Source organism: Streptococcus cuniculi, assembly GCF_004570575.1.
GTDB classification, from domain to species: domain Bacteria; phylum Bacillota; class Bacilli; order Lactobacillales; family Streptococcaceae; genus Streptococcus; species Streptococcus cuniculi_A.
In genome coordinates this window covers 15,084-31,929 of sequence record NZ_SPPD01000010.1, presented here as the reverse complement: position 1 = coordinate 31,929, position 16,846 = coordinate 15,084, and the positions used below count along the sequence as shown (strand labels likewise).

Annotated in this window: 16 protein-coding genes; all 16 read right to left on the bottom strand. The window is 44.8% G+C overall.

Features of this window, described 5'->3' with window-relative positions; genetic code table 11:
• Positions 1 to 14: 14 nt before the first annotated feature.
• Positions 15 to 1,061 carry a dTDP-glucose 4,6-dehydratase gene (rfbB, locus tag E4T82_RS07550; RefSeq protein ID WP_075098953.1) on the bottom strand — a complete coding sequence of 349 codons (1,047 nt, stop codon included), beginning with the start codon at positions 1,059 to 1,061 and terminating at the stop codon, positions 15 to 17.
• A 37-nt stretch (positions 1,062 to 1,098) separates the two neighbouring features.
• Entirely contained in the window at positions 1,099 to 1,587 is a 489-nt protein-coding gene (locus E4T82_RS07545) for a phosphoribosylanthranilate isomerase (RefSeq protein WP_135182239.1), read from the bottom strand.
• 1 nt (position 1,588) lies between these two features.
• Positions 1,589 to 2,182 (bottom strand): dTDP-4-dehydrorhamnose 3,5-epimerase family protein, encoded by a 594-nt coding sequence (locus E4T82_RS07540; protein WP_135182238.1) that lies wholly within the window; start codon positions 2,180 to 2,182, stop codon positions 1,589 to 1,591.
• Positions 2,182 to 3,051, bottom strand: coding sequence for a glucose-1-phosphate thymidylyltransferase RfbA (gene rfbA, locus E4T82_RS07535; protein WP_135182237.1), 870 nt, complete (start codon positions 3,049 to 3,051; stop codon positions 2,182 to 2,184). The genes E4T82_RS07540 and rfbA overlap by 1 nt, the downstream gene beginning before the upstream one ends.
• Before the next feature lie 73 nt (positions 3,052 to 3,124).
• Positions 3,125 to 3,919 (bottom strand): Nif3-like dinuclear metal center hexameric protein, encoded by a 795-nt coding sequence (locus tag E4T82_RS07530; RefSeq protein ID WP_135182236.1) that lies wholly within the window; start codon positions 3,917 to 3,919, stop codon positions 3,125 to 3,127.
• Positions 3,906 to 4,592: a tRNA (adenine(22)-N(1))-methyltransferase gene (locus E4T82_RS07525; RefSeq protein ID WP_135182235.1), complete on the bottom strand. Its 687-nt coding sequence runs from the start codon at positions 4,590 to 4,592 to the stop codon at positions 3,906 to 3,908. Before E4T82_RS07525 ends, E4T82_RS07530 begins: the two co-directional genes overlap by 14 nt.
• A gap of 3 nt (positions 4,593 to 4,595) precedes the next feature.
• Positions 4,596 to 5,273 carry a DnaD domain-containing protein gene (locus E4T82_RS07520; protein ID WP_135182234.1) on the bottom strand — a complete coding sequence of 226 codons (678 nt, stop codon included), beginning with the start codon at positions 5,271 to 5,273 and terminating at the stop codon, positions 4,596 to 4,598.
• A gap of 123 nt (positions 5,274 to 5,396) precedes the next feature.
• Positions 5,397 to 6,338, bottom strand: coding sequence for a homoserine O-acetyltransferase MetA (gene metA / locus E4T82_RS07515; protein WP_135182233.1), 942 nt, complete (start codon positions 6,336 to 6,338; stop codon positions 5,397 to 5,399).
• Positions 6,339 to 6,428: 90 nt separating this feature from the next.
• Positions 6,429 to 6,941 carry an adenine phosphoribosyltransferase gene (locus tag E4T82_RS07510; RefSeq protein ID WP_135182232.1) on the bottom strand — a complete coding sequence of 171 codons (513 nt, stop codon included), beginning with the start codon at positions 6,939 to 6,941 and terminating at the stop codon, positions 6,429 to 6,431.
• Between the two features lie 647 nt (positions 6,942 to 7,588).
• Positions 7,589 to 9,832, bottom strand: a complete 2,244-nt coding sequence (gene recJ, locus E4T82_RS07505; protein WP_135182231.1) for a single-stranded-DNA-specific exonuclease RecJ — start codon at positions 9,830 to 9,832, stop codon at positions 7,589 to 7,591.
• A gap of 298 nt (positions 9,833 to 10,130) precedes the next feature.
• Positions 10,131 to 11,678, bottom strand: coding sequence for a cardiolipin synthase (gene cls, locus E4T82_RS07500; RefSeq protein ID WP_135182230.1), 1,548 nt, complete (start codon positions 11,676 to 11,678; stop codon positions 10,131 to 10,133).
• A gap of 694 nt (positions 11,679 to 12,372) precedes the next feature.
• The gene (locus E4T82_RS07495; protein ID WP_135182229.1) at positions 12,373 to 13,128 is read right to left on the bottom strand and encodes an SDR family NAD(P)-dependent oxidoreductase; all 756 of its coding nucleotides are present in this window, start codon (positions 13,126 to 13,128) and stop codon (positions 12,373 to 12,375) included.
• Positions 13,125 to 14,054, bottom strand: a complete 930-nt coding sequence (gene rnz, locus E4T82_RS07490; RefSeq protein WP_135182228.1) for a ribonuclease Z — start codon at positions 14,052 to 14,054, stop codon at positions 13,125 to 13,127. Before rnz ends, E4T82_RS07495 begins: the two co-directional genes overlap by 4 nt.
• Before the next feature lie 10 nt (positions 14,055 to 14,064).
• Positions 14,065 to 14,691: a cystathionine beta-lyase gene (locus E4T82_RS07485; protein ID WP_135182227.1), complete on the bottom strand. Its 627-nt coding sequence runs from the start codon at positions 14,689 to 14,691 to the stop codon at positions 14,065 to 14,067.
• Positions 14,678 to 15,928 (bottom strand): GTPase HflX, encoded by a 1,251-nt coding sequence (hflX, locus tag E4T82_RS07480; RefSeq protein WP_135182226.1) that lies wholly within the window; start codon positions 15,926 to 15,928, stop codon positions 14,678 to 14,680. The genes E4T82_RS07485 and hflX overlap by 14 nt, the downstream gene beginning before the upstream one ends.
• A complete protein-coding gene (miaA, locus tag E4T82_RS07475; RefSeq protein ID WP_135182225.1) occupies positions 15,925 to 16,815 on the bottom strand; it encodes a tRNA (adenosine(37)-N6)-dimethylallyltransferase MiaA in 891 nt (296 codons plus the stop codon). Before miaA ends, hflX begins: the two co-directional genes overlap by 4 nt.
• Between the last annotated feature and the right edge of the window lie 31 nt (positions 16,816 to 16,846).

Here is a 16,846-nt window from a genome sequence, read left to right as displayed (position 1 = left end):
GATACCTCGCCTCCTTATTTAATGACCTTCTGCGTCTTGGCGTAGTTGGCTTCAACGGCTTCTTTTTCTGCCTGCCACCAGTCTGCGTGGTCTGTGTACCACTTAATCGTTTCTTCTAGGCCTGCTTCAAAGTTGGTAAACTCTGGTTTCCAGCCCAATTCATCACGAAGTTTGCTTGCATCAATGGCATAGCGCAGGTCGTGACCTGCACGGTCTGTCACGTGGTCATAAGCATCGGTAGCTTGCCCCATTTTCTCTAGGATTAGTTCTAAGACTTCCTTGTTGTTTTTCTCCCCATCTGCACCGATTAGATAGGTTTCTCCGATTTCACCCTTGGTCAAGATGGTCCAGACACCTGATGAATGGTCATTGGTGTGAATCCAGTCGCGAACATTTTTCCCTTCCCCGTATAATTTTGGCTTGATACCGCTCAAAATATTGGTAATCTGGCGTGGGATAAATTTTTCAATGTGCTGGTAAGGTCCGTAGTTATTTGAACAGTTGGAAATGGTTGCTCTGACACCGAAAGAGCGCACCCATGCTTTCACAATCAAGTCAGACGCAGCCTTGGTGGATGAATAAGGCGAGCTTGGATTGTACTTGGTTTCAGCGGTGAATTTCTCACCTGGCCCTTCCCCATGACCTGGCAAATCTTCACGAAGCGGAAGATCTCCATACACTTCATCTGTTGAAACATGATGGAAGCGAATATCGTACTTACGAGCTGCTTCTAAAAGGGTATAGGTCCCGATAAAGTTGGTATGGATAAACGGACTTGGATCATTGAGCGAGTTGTCATTGTGACTTTCAGCTGCATAGTGAACAATGGCATCTGCTTTTGCGGCTAGCTTGTCCACCAATTCAGCATCTGCAATATCCCCAACGACTAGCTCCACACGCTCACCGAGAATCTCCACAAGATTCGCACGATTTCCCGCGTAGGTCAACTTATCCAAGACGGTCACATGGACATCTGGATGATTATTATAGACATAGTGTACAAAGTTTGAGCCGATAAAACCAGCCCCACCTGTAACGATGATATTTTTAAATTCAGACATGATTTCTCCAGTACTATTTTTTTCATTGCCAATCAACTCATGTTTGTAAGACTTCTTCCAAGTAAGCGATTTTGGCAAAATCTTTTTGATTGTTCTTGTCATTACGATAGCTATCTTTAGAGGATGCTTGGTAAATCTTTAAATATTGCTCCAAGGTAGGCAAATAGTAGCGAACGTCACCATCGATTATTTCTTCTAATTCCTCTGGAGGAATTCCCGCAAATGTCGGGAGCGAAGAGAGACCTCCAAATTCTACCACACAGTCCCCTTTTTGAAAGGCAAATTCATGGCGATCCACAAAGGCATAGCCGAGTTGCTCCATCATGGCGAACAATTCATCTGCCCGATAGATCCTCTCCTCATCTGGCGCCTCCCAGCCTCTAGGGTCACTTGGAACGTGAATATCCAAATCACGGGCTGACCAACTTCGACCTGATCGTTGCTCTAAGCCAACCGATCCCATCAGTAGAGGGACGATATCTAGCTCATTTAATACCTTCGCAATCTCTAAAAAGCGATCGTACATCTCACAAGTCCTCTTTTCTCAACGGCTTGACATCCTTGAGCAGTGGATGATTCTTATCTGCATCAGATACCTCTGCTTCCTCAAGATTTTCCCACTGAATCCCCAAACTTGGATCTGCATAGTTGACAAAGGCATATTTAGGTTTTAATTCCAATGCCCAGTAGTCATTGACCAAGTAGCTGTATGCTACGGTATCTGACAAAACTTGGAAACCATTTGCTACCCCGCGTGGTACAAAGATTCCCTTGCTAGCATCAATCTCTGTCTGGTAGATATTACCAAAGGTGTCACCCTCGCGCAAATCCACCCAAGAGCCGAGCACTTTTCCGCCATCTGCAACAGAAATATACTTATCCCACGGCTCTGCATGAAGCCCACGCAAGACATGTTTGCGGGAAAAGCTGACGTTGTTTTGCAATTTTCCTTCTGCAAAAAAGCTCTCTGGAAAACCTAACGGCACCATTTTTTCCTTTTGAAAATTTTCTTTAAACCAGCCACGGTTGTCACCGCGGACAGGAATATCAAACTCTAATAATCCTGGAATTGCCTCAATTTCGCGACAAGCTAGCTCTTTATCAAAAAATTGTTCAGTCATTAAGCCTCTCCAATCAGACGGAGCAAGTATTGTCCGTATTCATTTTTCTTCAGTGGTTGAGCGAGTTCATAGACCTGCTCTTTGGTAATGTAGCCCATGCGGTAGGCAATTTCTTCAAGGTTTGCCACTTGAACGTTCTGTAAGCGTTGCACGGTTTCGATGTACTGGGCTGCTTCTAACAAGCTCTCATGCGTACCTGTATCAAGCCAAGCAAAACCGCGTCCCATCAACTCGACAGACAAGTCACCACGCTCCAAGTACGCCTTGTTAACATCAGTAATTTCTAGTTCACCACGAGGAGATGGTTTGATGTTTTTGGCAATCTCAACGACATCATTGTCGTAGAAATAAAGCCCTGTCACCGCAAAGTTTGATTTAGGTGTTTCTGGTTTTTCCTCGATTGAAATCGCGTTCATATCCGCATCAAATTCGACCACACCAAATCGTTCTGGGTCTTTTACTTGATAACCAAAGACAGTCGCTCCCTTTTCCTTGCTTGCTGCGCGTTGAAGCATCTTGGTCAAGCCATTTCCGTGATAAATGTTGTCCCCTAAGATGAGGGCAACATGGTCGTCACCGATGAACTCTTCCCCAATAATAAAGGCTTGCGCAAGACCGTCCGGACTTGGTTGAACTGCATAAGAAAGCGAAATACCAAGTTCAGAGCCATCTCCCAACATTTCCTCAAAACGAGGTAGGTCTGTCGGTGTGGAGATGATTAAGATGTCCTTGATACCTGCCAACATGAGAGTTGACAAGGGATAATAAACCATTGGTTTATCGTAAATGGGCATCAATTGTTTGGATGCAGCACGGGTCAATGGGTACAAACGTGTCCCAGAACCTCCTGCAAGAATTATACCTTTCATAGTTGCAAAAACCTTTCAATCTTATTTGCTTTATTTTACCATTTTTTAGTCGAGCTGTCACCTGTTGCTCGGTCTATAGATGACGAAATGGATTGGTCGACACAGTTGAGGCCTCAATCGTGATGTCCCAGTTCTCTTCTTGTTTCCATTCTTTCAATCGTTGGGCAATTTTCTCCACAAACAACACTTCGATGTGGTGTCCCGGATCAATCGCTAGAAGACCTTGGGTCAGCATTTCTTGCCCCGTATGGTAGTAAACATCACCTGTAATGTAGACATCTGCCCCTTTTGCCAGTGCATCCTTGTAGAAACTGTCGCCACTTCCTCCGCAGATTGCAACGCGCTCCACATATTGCTGGGCCTGATGCCCATACGTTACGAGGCGAACAGCATCTAAGCCAAAGACTTTCTTCATCTTGAGTGCCAACTCTTCCAAGGTCTGCGGCTCCACAGTTCCAATGCGACCGATGCCTTGACCTACCTGCGTTTCGTGAAGATAGTCTGTATCTGTGATGTCCAAGGCTTCACAAAACCAATCATTTAGACCACCTGTCACCACATCAATGTCCGTATGGCTGACATAGACTGCAATATCGTGCTGAATCAAGTCCAGATAGATTTTCGTCTGCAAGTTATCTGCCACCAAATCCTTAATGGGACGAAAAATCGGTGCATGCTTAACAATAATCAAGTCAACCTGTTTGTCAATCGCTTCTGCGACTGTTGTTTCCCGAATATCGAGCGATACCATAACGGTCTGAATGTCCTTCTGCAAGGTACCAATCTGTAAGCCTGATACATCGCCCTCCATAGACAGGCTCGGAGGACAAAAGGCCTGATACCGTTCAATGACTTTACTTGCTAACATCGAGTACCTCCTTGATGTGCTGAATCTTTTCTTGTAGGCGGGCGCGTTCTAGCTCATGTTCCTTAGGAATCTGTGCGAGGGCATGTTGTAATTTATCAACTTCCCGATTCCATTTTTGCTGAAAAACTGGGGACGATTCTTTCAAGAGATGCGGTCCAAAACGCTTTTCCTTAGCAGTTAAGGATTGCTTACCTTGCTCTGCAACTAAAATCTCATAGAACTTGCCATGTTCCTCTAAGATACTTTCAGCAATCAACTGAAAATCATGTGCTTCTAGCCATGTCCGCACATCATCTTCACGGTTATTGGGCTGTAAAATGAGCCGTTCAATCTGACCGAGCTTGTCTTTTCCAGCCTCCAAGATGTCAGCTATCAATCGTCCGCCCATACCAGCAATCGTGATTGTGGTCATCTGGTCAGCCTCACCAAAGGCTGCTAGGCCATTTGCCAAGCGAACCTCAATGCGGTCCTTATAGCGGGAATCCGCTACATTTTGCAGGGCTGATTGGTAGGGACCTTGGACAACTTCCCCTGCAATGGCATAGGAAATCACACCCTTTTCTACCAAAAAAAGAGGGAGATAAGCATGGTCACTCCCTACATCTACCAAACGAGCATCTTGTGGTACAAACTGCGCCACCATTTCCAATCGTTTTGAGATTTTCTGATTCATGTTCTACTCTTTCCAATAATCCATAGCTTCCAAGAAATCCGCTGATGCTGTGACATTTCGAGGTTGCTGACCTTCTCGTTCAGCCCGCTTTGCCTCTACCTGTGCCACTGTCGTGATTCCCTCACGACGCCAATTTCGTAAAATAGCCTGGATATACTTCCAATTTGTCTTGTTATTAAATACAGCTTCCCGCAAGGCTTCTCGCACCAACTCCGGCGCTGTCTGATCATCTTTCAGCGTTTTTTGCAAATCTTCAATTTCAAGCGGAGAGAGCAACCTACCCAATTCCGCTTCAAAATCCGCCACTAATTGCTTCAAATCATAGGAAATTGGCTGCGCTTCCTCTTCTGATTTCTTAGGCTGTAAGAGAGCATCTAGCTTTTCCAAGGCAGGTGAGGCATCAAAAATCATCTCGATTTCCCCAGAGAGATTGATGGTCTTAAAATCCAGCAATCCTGCTTCTTGCAAGTGTTCAATCGACCGATTGATTTCAGAAATGGTCTTACCGCAAGCCTGAGCAATCTGGCTAGGCGCTAGCCCATCGATATTGCTGGTATGTTGATAAAAGAAGAATTGCCAAACGACATAGTCATCGGCTGAAGGAAATAAGTCCTTAAAATGAAAGAGCAGATCTGGTGGCAAGACCAGATAGCCTTTCTGAAACTGCTGTAAATAATTCATCGTTCCTCTTTCTCCTCGTCACAAATCAATTGTTGACCTTGTTGCTGAACGGTTGGAAGCAGAGCTCAAGTCCGGCTTTTTTAGTCAGATATAGCAAAAACAGATGCTGAAGTTTATAGAAGATTACAAACTGGCTGACAAGGCTGACTGCTCAAAGATTTTCCAGTCGTATGGCGTTTCTTGGTAGACAGCGTAGTTGATCCAGTTGGTGAAAAACTGGGCTGCTGGTAAATTCCATGACAGGGCTGGACGAGCTGTCGGGTCATTTCCCTTAAAATAATGCTCGGGAAGAGCAGGGTTTAGACCAGCTAGGCAGTCCCGTTCGTACTCTTTGGCAAGTGTGTCACGGTCGTACTCCAAATGCCCAAAACTATACACCTCACGCAAATCACTACTTGCCACAATAGAAAGCCCTACTTCTGCTCCCTGCGCCAAGACATGAAGATTGTCCAAATGCTCAATATCTGTCACTTTTATATCCGTATGGCGCGAATGGGGTGAGCGAAATTCATCATCAAAGCCCCTCATTAAAGGATTACGGTCATCGACTACTTCCTGACAATAGACCCCTGACAGCTTCCGAGTCAGGCTGTGCTTTTCAATTCCGTAGCGGGCATAGAGTCCCGCCTGCGCTCCCCAACAGATATGGAGCGTTGAGTAGACATGACTCTTTGCCCATTGAAAGACTGCGAGCAACTCTTCCCAGTAATCCACCTCTTCAAAGGCTAGATTTTCAACAGGCGCTCCCGTGACAATCAAGCCGTCAAAATACCGGTCCTTGACCTCCTCAAAAGTATGGTAGAATTTCTCCATGTGAGCCGCCTGTGTCGTCTTGGAACGGTGACTCGTCATGTAGAGAAAGTCAATCTCCAGTTGCAAGGGAGTATTTGCCAAAAGGCGCAACAACTGCGTTTCGGTCACAATCTTCTGCGGCATAAGATTTAAAATTAAGATATTTAAGGGGCGAATATCTTGGTGACTGGCACGGTCATCGTCCATGACAAAGATATTCTCTGCTTTTAATTGTTCAACAGCGGGTAAGGATTTTTCTAACTTAATCGGCATCGTTCACTCCTCCTTTTTTACATTATATAACAGGAGGCTATGCCGTTCAATTAGAATAAAAATAGTAATTCTTATAGTTTCAAACTATAATTAGTAGTGCATCAAGACCTTGTAATCGTAATCGCCAATCGCTTCGCGACCTTTCAAGTCATCCAACTCAATCAAAAAAGCACAGCCTGCTACAATACCGCCCAAGCGTTCAATCATGTCAATGGTTGCTTTGACGGTTCCACCTGTTGCAAGCAAGTCATCGACAATCAAGACACGCTGTCCAGGCTTGATCGCATCTGAATGCATGGTTAAGGTATCAACGCCGTATTCTTTTTCATAGTCCGCTGAAATCACTTCGCGCGGTAATTTGCCCGGCTTACGAACAGGGGCAAAGCCAATGCCCAATTCAAAAGCAACTGGACAGCCCACAATAAAGCCACGCGCTTCAGGTCCTACAATCATGTCAATCTTTTTATCCGTCGCATACTGCACAATCTCACGAACCGCATAGCTGTAGGCATTTCCATCGGCCATTAAAGGGCTAATATCACGGAAGGTAATTCCTTCTTCCGGATAATTTTCAATTGAAGCAATATAATTTTTTAAATTCATCGTATTCTCACTTTATTCTTCTATTTTACGGATACTCTCAAACATCAATGATTCCTACGGTAGAAAGGCTCTGATGTTTCATGAGCAACACTCTTCATTATATCATATTTTTTAGTATTTGAGAGTTTTTACGGTCATTTGGATTAGCTTTGATACAGTAGCACTTTCAACTATGGTCATTTCGTTTCTATTTTTATAGAGCCCAATTACTACTTCGTTAACTCGTCTTATATAATTGAACTCAAGCTAAGCACTGTGCGAAAAATAGCCATACCTGTTTCAGCTTTAGCTAGTTACAGATGTGGCAAATATTCCTAGTTCCAAAGGTATAAGTATACCTCTGGAGGCGGGAAATAGAAGTTTGCGGAGCAAACTCTCCCGAGTTTCTTCGTCATGTTTCCTAATTTGCCGTAGCCGTTGCAGGCTATGCCTGCTTTACAGGTACAGTAATAACAGTCAGGGAAGTGACTGTTATTACATAAAGAAGTGCGCTTTGAGTTCTTAACGGGCTTTGTATCTTGTGGAATTGAGTTCAGCCTAAAACCTCGGAAAAAAGAGACGCAGGTGTTCTAGCTTTAGCTAGTTACAGATGTGGCTCCCTTTAAGGGATAAACATTCCTAAAAGCTCCGCTTCTTCGTCATGTTTCCTAATTTTCATTCGCTTTTTTAACGGCTTCACATCTTAAATAGTCATATATTTCCTGAACCGTCCCCAGCGCCATCAGTTCTTGCTCAGCAACCTGCTTTTTCAGTGCTTGGTAAATGCTGCTCTCACCAATATCACGTTTCGTCGCTCCCTTATTGACCGTCATCACACCATCTGTAATCGTAACAAAGTCTAATTCTTGGAAAATATGTATCATTTTAATCAAGAGCGGTTGCTTGATTTTCAGATAGTTTGCCAACTCTTTCAATTTGTAACGAACATCAAATTCTTTGAACTGGTAGATGGTCTTGTAGAGACGCGCAAATTGTTCCCTACTACCATAGCCATCCAAGTAGTAGGGAGTAGCAATCTCATTTTTAAAATAGATAGCTTGAAAATCATGTGCTTGGAACAAATCTTTCAACACCTGTATGTCATCTGGAACCGTCGCAATTCCGATAGCTTGATGACCAGTCACATCTGGTAAGTCTTGGTTGGCATCAATCACCAGAACACCTGCTGGGAAATTCGCTTTTTTACTGCGAAGATTATAGAGTTGAACACCCTCTACCCGTAAGTCGACTAAGATCAATTGCAGGGTCGTCTGGCCATTCCATTTGTTGACGGATAGACTGACAGCCAGCTCCAAGCGCTTGCTCTGGGAAATTTCAAGCGCCAAATGCCCCAAGCCAAAAGCAACCACATCAAAGGCGGCTTTTCCTTTAGTAATGCGGAACTTGAGGTGGGCATTTTGCTGCCCCATGGTTCGAGCTGATTCGACTTGAAAATCCTTGATATAAAAGACAGGTTTTTTATGATCCATGCCGTAGGGAGCCAAACTCTCAAAGGATTTCAAGGTATCGAGGGTCAATTCTTCCAGATCCAATTCTTCATCCAGCAACAATTCTCCCTTGCTGACCTGATCCAAGCCATTGTCCAAAATATAGTTTGAGAGAGTATCCGATAATAGATGCAGCTTATCCACTTCTAAGGTCATTCCCGCAGCGCCTGCATGTCCACCAAAGGAAATAAACAAATCTTGATGCTCTTTCAAGGCTTCAAAAATATCGATAGAGGCAACCGAACGCGCAGAGCCCTTTGCCCTCCCTTCATCAATGGATAAGACGATAATCGGCTGTTGCAACTCTTCTAGCAAGCGCCCTGCCACGATACCTAAGACCCCAGGATTCCAGCCTTCCTTAGCCAAGACCTGAACAGGTTTTTCCTTGTCAATCATCTGCTTTGCCTCGTCATAAATGGCTTGGACAATGTCTTTGCGTTCAGTATTTTTCTGATCGATCATCTGGGCAATCGTCTGTGCCTGCTCCTCATCAAATCCTGTCAGTAATTCAATCGCTGGATTAGGATCATCAAGACGCCCCAAGGCGTTCAAGCGCGGTGCCAATTGAAAACCAACCGTTTCTTCTGTCAGACTTTCCGGGCTAATATCCGCTAAACTCATCAACTCCTGCAAGCCCAGTCGTTCTGTCTGCTTGAGCATGGACAAGCCATACTTGACCAAGATCCTATTTTCATCAGTCAAGCTGACCATGTCCGCAATAGTCCCAATCGCTACCAAGTCGAGCCACTCTAGCTGCACCGTTTCCAACAAGGCACAGGCTAGCTTAAAGGCCACACCGCAACCCGCTAGATGTGGAAAGGGATATTGGCCGTCTGGATGCTCCGGATGGACGATAGTATAGGCATTGGGCAAGCTTTCAGGCAAGGAATGGTGGTCTGTCACAATGACATCAATGCCGACACTCTGGGCATAGTCAATGGCTTCATGCCCTGCCACGCCATTATCAACCGTGACGATCAAGGACACGCCTTGCTGTTCAATAAAGTATTTATAGACGGATTGATTGGGTCCATAACCATCTGTAAAGCGATTGGGGAGATAGACCAAGCATTCCGCTCCCAGTTCCTCTAAGGCTTCTTTGACAATAGAGGCTGATGTCATGCCGTCAGCGTCATAATCACCATAAACTAGAATCCGTTCATTCTCTTCAATGGCGCGACGAATCCGCTCCACCGCCTCCTGCATGCCATGTAACAGATAGGGATCATGCAAATCCTCTAAACGAGGGCGTAAAAATTTTGTAAGAGCTTCCTCCGTCTGGATTCCCCGTGTATAGAGGAAGTTAGCCGCAGCCACATCCAGCCCCTCTTTTTTGGCTACTTTCGTAAATCCTTCATCTGAAATCGTTGGAACCAAGGTCCACTCATACGTTGATTGTATCACTATTGTTCTCCTTATACTCTTTGAACAGAAATTCGGTCATGTTCAATTGATACTCACTAAAAACCAATAGTAATGATTTTTACAGAGTATGAGTATGATATTTGCCTACCATTATACCATGAAGCAAGGCTGGCGTCAGCTATTGATATAGCTGTTAAGTTTATCTTTTAGAATTGAACTCGAAAAAAAGAGTGACCAACCATACAGGCATACACTTCATACTCTATAAAAATCAACATCTGACTAGGCAACAAAACCGCCCCATAGAAAAAGCCCCTACAAAAGGAGCCTTATTCTTCTACAAAAGCGGTGCGATAATTTTCATCAGAGCGCCAGCAAAGCGTTTGTACCATGGATAGGTTCGGACAAAGCTACTTAGGGTAATCTGCTCGGATTGGGCAAAGGACTCTTCAAAATCCTTGTAAATATCCGCTAGAACTTGGCGGTGTTTGTAGATATAAAGACCGCATTCAAAATTGAGATAGAAGCTGCGGAAATCCATATTGACTGTCCCGACGGTCGCTTTTTTATCATCTACAAGAACAACTTTTGAGTGAACAAAACCTGGTGTATATTCGTAAATCTCAATACCTGCTTCCAAATAGGTCGGGAAATCTGTCCGTGCAGCTAGATAGGCTGATTGCTTGTCATAAATATGCGGTAATAACAGGCGAACGGTTACCCCTCGCTTGGCTGCATAGGTCAAATTATCCAACATCTCATCATCCAAGACCAGATAAGGGGTCATGATATAGATGTACTTGGTCGCCGACTGAATCATATCGAGACAGACCCGCTTTGCTACCTCGTCTCCATCAAAGGGGCTCTCGCCATAAGGCAGGAAGAAGCCCTCCGAATCAATGATTGACTTTTCTTGGTCATGATGGTCTTTTAGGTATTTCAAGTCATTATTTTGTGTCTTTTCATTGAAATTCCACATCTGCAAAAACATGAGGGTGAAATTAGCAACAGCCTCTCCCTTGACCATAATAGCTGCATCTTTCCAGTGACCAAAGCGCTCCTTGCGATTGATGTATTCATCAGCAATATTGACCCCTCCTGTGAAGGCCACCTTGCCATCAATCACCGCAATCTTTCGATGGTCTCGGTTGTTTTGAACAGTTGATAAGGCAGGGATAATTTGAGAAAAGACCTTGGCCTTGATACCGTATTTTCTCAAGGTTTTATAATAATTATAAGGCAGAAGGGTCAGGGAATTGGTACCATCGTACATAAATCGAACTTCCACTCCCTGCGCTGCCTTTTCCTTTAAAATTTCTAGGATAGAGTCCCACATGTAGCCAAAGTCAACAATAAAATACTCCATGAAGATGTATCTTTCTGCCTGGCGCAATTCATTCAACAGGGCTTCAAACTTAGCTTCCCCAGATGAAAAATAGGTCGCATCAGTATTGGAATGAAGAGCATAGCCAACATATTGGTTCATATAGTGCGCTAGCTTCAACTGATCCTTGTCCTGCTCTGCTAGTGCATTTAGAACCTTGGGTGAGGTCTGTCCATATAGGCGTAAGAGCAAACTCTGGCGTTTAAAGGTCTTTCGGTAACGCCTGGTTTCGATATTGGACTGTAAGATAAAATAAAACAGGGCACCAAAAATCGGAATCCCGATGATAAAGATGATCCAGGTCAATTTAAAGCTGGTATTCATCGGGCGGTTAATCACCGAAATGGCTACCAAAATTGAAAAAATCTGTAAAACAGAGAGTAGGGTTGGCGCTAACAGCGTTGCTGAAGTGACCGTCCATAAAATAGCCCCAACTGTCACTCCAATCAATAAAAGAACGATAAAGGTCCGACTATAAATCAATCGCCATAGTTTTTTCATGTCATCTCCTTTCATAAGATATGAGAGCGTTAAGAGCACACAGTGCACTCAAGAGTATCCGTATCTGTAAAGCAGGCATAGCCTGCAACAGATACGGCAATATAGGAAATCTGACGAGTGAAAAGCTCCAGTGGAGGTTTTCATCCTAATTTCTAAAGGCATACTATACCCAAAGTCACAAACTTCGTTTGTCCTATTTGTTAGCCACCAACAGTCTTCCCGTAGACTGTTGGTGCTAGGAAGATTTATCCCCAAGAGGATTCCTAGCTGTAACTAGCTAAAGCGAGAACAGCTACCTATCCACTAAAGGGATTCTCAGCTGTAATCGGCTAAAGCCGAAACAGCTGCCTATCTTTTTCACATAGTGTTTAGCTCGAATTCAATTACTCAAGATATGAGAGCGTAAAGCCACTCCTAGACAAAATAGGCGACCAAATAGGAACTCTAGGCTTCGTCGTGAGTCCCCACAAAGGCAACTAAATTGTTGTGACAGCAACAATCAGATGCCTACTGTGGCCAATATTTACTAACTATAACCCCGCCATGATTGTCAGCGAGTTGTAGCTCGAATTCAATTATATACTCATTTCGTTTATACCTAAAGGTAGCAACAGCTGTAACTAGCTAAAGCCGAAACACCTGCGTCTCTTTTTACACAGCTCTTAGTCCGTATTTCATTCATCCATACTGTTGATTATTTATAATTAAAAACTGTTCGAGCGAGAAAATCCGCTAAAGTTGGAAATAAGGTATAGCATTTGTAGGCAAAGGACAAGGTCCAAGGTAGGTTGAGCTCGCGTTTTTTGGTTCCCATCACTCCAACAATCTTTTTAGCCACATCTTCAGGCTGTAACAAGAAGGCCTTGACCGACTCCAAATAAGCCCCTTCTGGGTCAGCCTGGTCAAAGAAAGCTGTCGCAATTGGCCCCGGATTGACTGTGGTTACCACGACATTGTACGCTGCCAGCTCCAAACGCAGGGCATTTGAAAAACCAATGGCCGCAAATTTGGTCGCCGAATAGACCGATGACTTGCTAGAGGCAATCAACCCTGCCATACTGACGATATTGATAATCTGACCTTTTTGCGCCTTCTTCATCTGCTCTCCGACCAATCGGGACAGGGTCATGAGGGCAAAAGTATTGATGTCAAACATTTCCCGCACTTCCTGACTGGAAAAACCTTCAAAATCCGCAAAGCGACCATAGCCTGCATTATTGACCAAAATATCAATCGTCCCGACACGTTCCTCCAGCTGACCTAGCATTTCTTTTAAGGCTGACTCATCCCGAATATCGGTATCAAAAATCAACGTATTGGCATGCCCCGCATAGAGACGCTCCAGCTTTGCCCGATCACGCCCCAACAAAACTAGAAAATCGTCTGCCAAAAGTGGTACCATGGTTTGGACCAGACCACCTGACGCGCCCGTTATCAAAATCGTTCTCACACTTCAACCTCTTCTAAATCTTTGACAATATGCACATGTTCAAACACCCTACTTGCGTCTCTCCGAAGTTGGCTTACATCCTTGGACAAAAAGCGCGGACTAATATGGTTGAGTAACAAGCGCCTAGCACCCGCATCTTTTGCGACCAGAGCCGCCTCCATATTGGTCGAATGCCCGTGCTTACGAGCAATGACCTCATCCCCCTTGCCGTAGGTCGCCTCATGCACCAACACATCCGCATTGACCGCAAGCCGCACACTGGCATGGCATTTCCGTGTATCACCTAAAATGGTCACAATTTTCCCTGGACGTGGCGGTGACACGTAGTCACTGGCAACAATTTCCGTCCCGTCCTCCAAGACCACATTTTCACCGTTTTTTACCCGACCAAAGAGAGGACCAAAGGGTACACCTGCTGCGCGCAGCGCTCCTGCATCTAGTGTCCCTTCCAAATCCTTTTGCATGACACGGTAGCCGACACAAGGTACCGTGTGATCCAACTTGTCTGCAAATACCGTGAATTTGTCTGTCTCTAGTACCTTTTCGACCTGCTCCACCTCAAATTCATGAAAATGAATCCGATACGGTAGCCGCGAACCGGACACTTTCAGACTGGTCAAGACAAACTGACGAATGCCTGTCGGTCCGTAAATATCAATATCGGTCTGCTCCTCATTTCCTTGAAAGGAACGGCTGGATAAGAATCCTGGCAATCCAAAGATATGATCCCCATGCAGGTGGGTAATAAAAATCTTGCTAATCTTTCGCGGGCGGATACTGGTCTCTAAAATCCGGTTCTGTGTTCCCTCCCCACAGTCAAAGAGCCACACTTCATTGATTTCATCGAGTAATTTCAGTGCCAAACTGGACACGTTGCGTGATTTGGAGGGTTGACCCGCTCCTGTTCCTAAAAATTGAATATACATATACTTCTTTCTATTGTTGAATATAGATTATCGCTCTCCGCCCTGACCAAGCGTAATAAGCTTGGCCTGAGTAAGGACTAGCAGCCTCTATCACCTCTTCTTGATTCAAGCCCGAAATCCGCATCCAGTCCGCACTGGCGACAATTTCCGTCAAGAGATAGGCACTTTCTACCAATTCAAGCCCTTCCTCGTCTACCGCCATTGGCAACATAAAAGCCATCTTATCCTTGACAAAAACCTTGTAATGCGGGAAAATCTGCGCAATCTCAAAAAGTAGGGCTGGGGTAATATCTTCCTCTTTTTCTGAAAAGACACGCGCCAACTCTTCCTCATTTTGATAGGCAAACCCAAAGGATTTCCCCGATAGATTCAAGCGGATAAAGGGCTTTTCTTCTGCAAAAGAGGGCTGGTCACTGAACAGCTGGAGCTGTTTGGACAAGTCCAGATAGTAGTCTGTCGCAGCTTGGGGGCTTGTCTTTTGATAGATTTCAGCAAAATAGGCATTGATAACAGAAGGCGGTGGCGTGATGAAGGCGAGCTTCTGCTCCTCTGTCAAATCAAGTAATTTCCTTGACAGATAGACTTTATCAAGACTGGTGAAGCCACCGTATTTCAAGGCTAAGTCAATATAATCCATCCGAAAACTCCTCTAATTTCCACTTGTGTTCCTTGGCAATATAACCCTTGATGATTTCAACATCGTCCTCGTAAAAACGCTTGTCAATCAAACATATGTGCCCCAAGTCATGAATCTTATAACTATCTTTTATAGGAACGCGAATCTCAAAAGGCTCAAATAGGGTCTTAATCTTGGCCAAGGTCATCATCTGAATGTGGGATTTGGCATTCTCATCTTTGGCAGACAGCATGACGTGCGGGAATTGGCTCGGTGTAAAGCTGTCATCCGTCTTGTCTAATTTATTATAAAGGACGAGGCGGGGAATGTCCAACATCTCTAACTCTTGTAAAATGCTCAAGACCACTTCTTCCTGTTCTGCGTGATTGGGATCAGAGGCATCAATCACGTGGAGCAGCAAATCCACATTCATCGATTCTTCTAAGGTTGATTTAAAGGCGGAAATCAATTCTGTCGGCAAATCTTGGATAAAACCGACCGTATCGGTCACCGTCACCCGAAAGGTATCAGACAAGTGGACCTGCTTGGTCGTTGCATCCAAGGTCGCAAAGAGTTCATCCGCTTCATACTGGCGCTTGTCGGTCAGGGCATTCAGAATGGTTGACTTACCTGCGTTAGTGTAGCCAATCAAGCCAATCTTAAAAATGCCTGACTGGAGCCTCCGCTCCCGCACCGTTGCCCGATTTTTCTCCACCACTTTCAACTGACGTTCAATATCTGCAATCTGGTTGCGAATGCTTCTGCGGTTGAGCTCAAGCTGGCTCTCACCTGGTCCGCGCGAACCAATCCCACCTGCCTGACGGCTAAGCATGACTCCTTGGCCAATTAAGCGAGGCAACATGTATTTCAACTGGGCTAAATGCACCTGCAATTTTCCCTCATGGCTTCTCGCCCGCATGGCAAAAATGTCCAGAATCAACTGCATACGGTCAATGACCTTGACACCCAAAATCTCCTCTAAATTCACATTCTGACGCGGTGTCAGACGGTTGTTGACCACAACAGTATCAATGTTATCAGCCTCAACCATGAGCTTGATTTCTTCTAATTTACCCGAGCCGACAAAGGTCTTGCTGTCATACTTTTCCCTCTTCTGGGTATAGGTTCCTTTTACCACCGCACCAGCTGTTTTTGCAAGGCTCGCAAGCTCTTCCATAGACATATCAAAGTTTTCTGTCTGCTGTAGTTCTACCCCAATCAGCAAGACCCGCTCTTCTTCTTTTCTCGTTTCAATCATGATGTTTCCCCTAAAAATTCCGTTACTCGTTGGAAAATCTGGTCCTTGACCCCCTCTTTAGATACGAGGTCAAACGCCACCTGCATGCGATTGCGAAACCAAGTCAATTGGCGTTTGGCAAAGCGGCGGGTGTTTTGTTTAACCTTTTCAACGGCAGCTTCAAGATTGATTTTCCCCTCAAAATAGGGAAAGAACTCCTTGTAACCGATGCCTAAACTTGCCTGAGCGGTCGGATGCGTTTCATATAGCCAGTTAGCCTCTACTAGTAAGCCTGCCTCCATCATCTGATCGACCCTCTGGTTAATGCGTTCATATAGGACAACCCGCTCATCTGATAGGCCAATCACCAAGGCCTCATAGGGTGGTTCTTGATTTTCCAAGTTTTGGTCAAACTGTGCCAACTCCAACTGCCTCATGGCCCGTCTGCGGTTGATTTGAGGAATCTCGATTCCCAGCTCTGCTATTTTCCCAAATAAAACCTCATCTGACAAGGTGTCCAGCTCCTTGCGATAGGCGAGAACCTCTTCATGTGTCACTTGACCGCCCAGATGATAGCCTTCAAGTAGACTTTGAATATAGAGGCCCGTACCACCCACGATAATCGGCAACTTGCCTCTTTCTTTTATCTCTTCCATCAAGCGAGTGGCCTCTGCTACAAAATCATAGGCCGAATAGCCTTCAGTCACATCACGTACATCAATCAAATGGTGGGGTGCAAGGCTCTGCTCTTCCTTGGTTGCCTTAGCTGTTCCAATATCTAGTTGCCTGTAAACTTGCTGGCTGTCACCACTAATAATCTCACCATTATACTGCTGTGCCAGATCGATTCCTAGGGCTGTTTTTCCCACCGCAGTAGGCCCGACCACTACTATTATCTTTGTTTTCATCTTTTTCCTTGAAAATTTTTTGTTTTTTCGC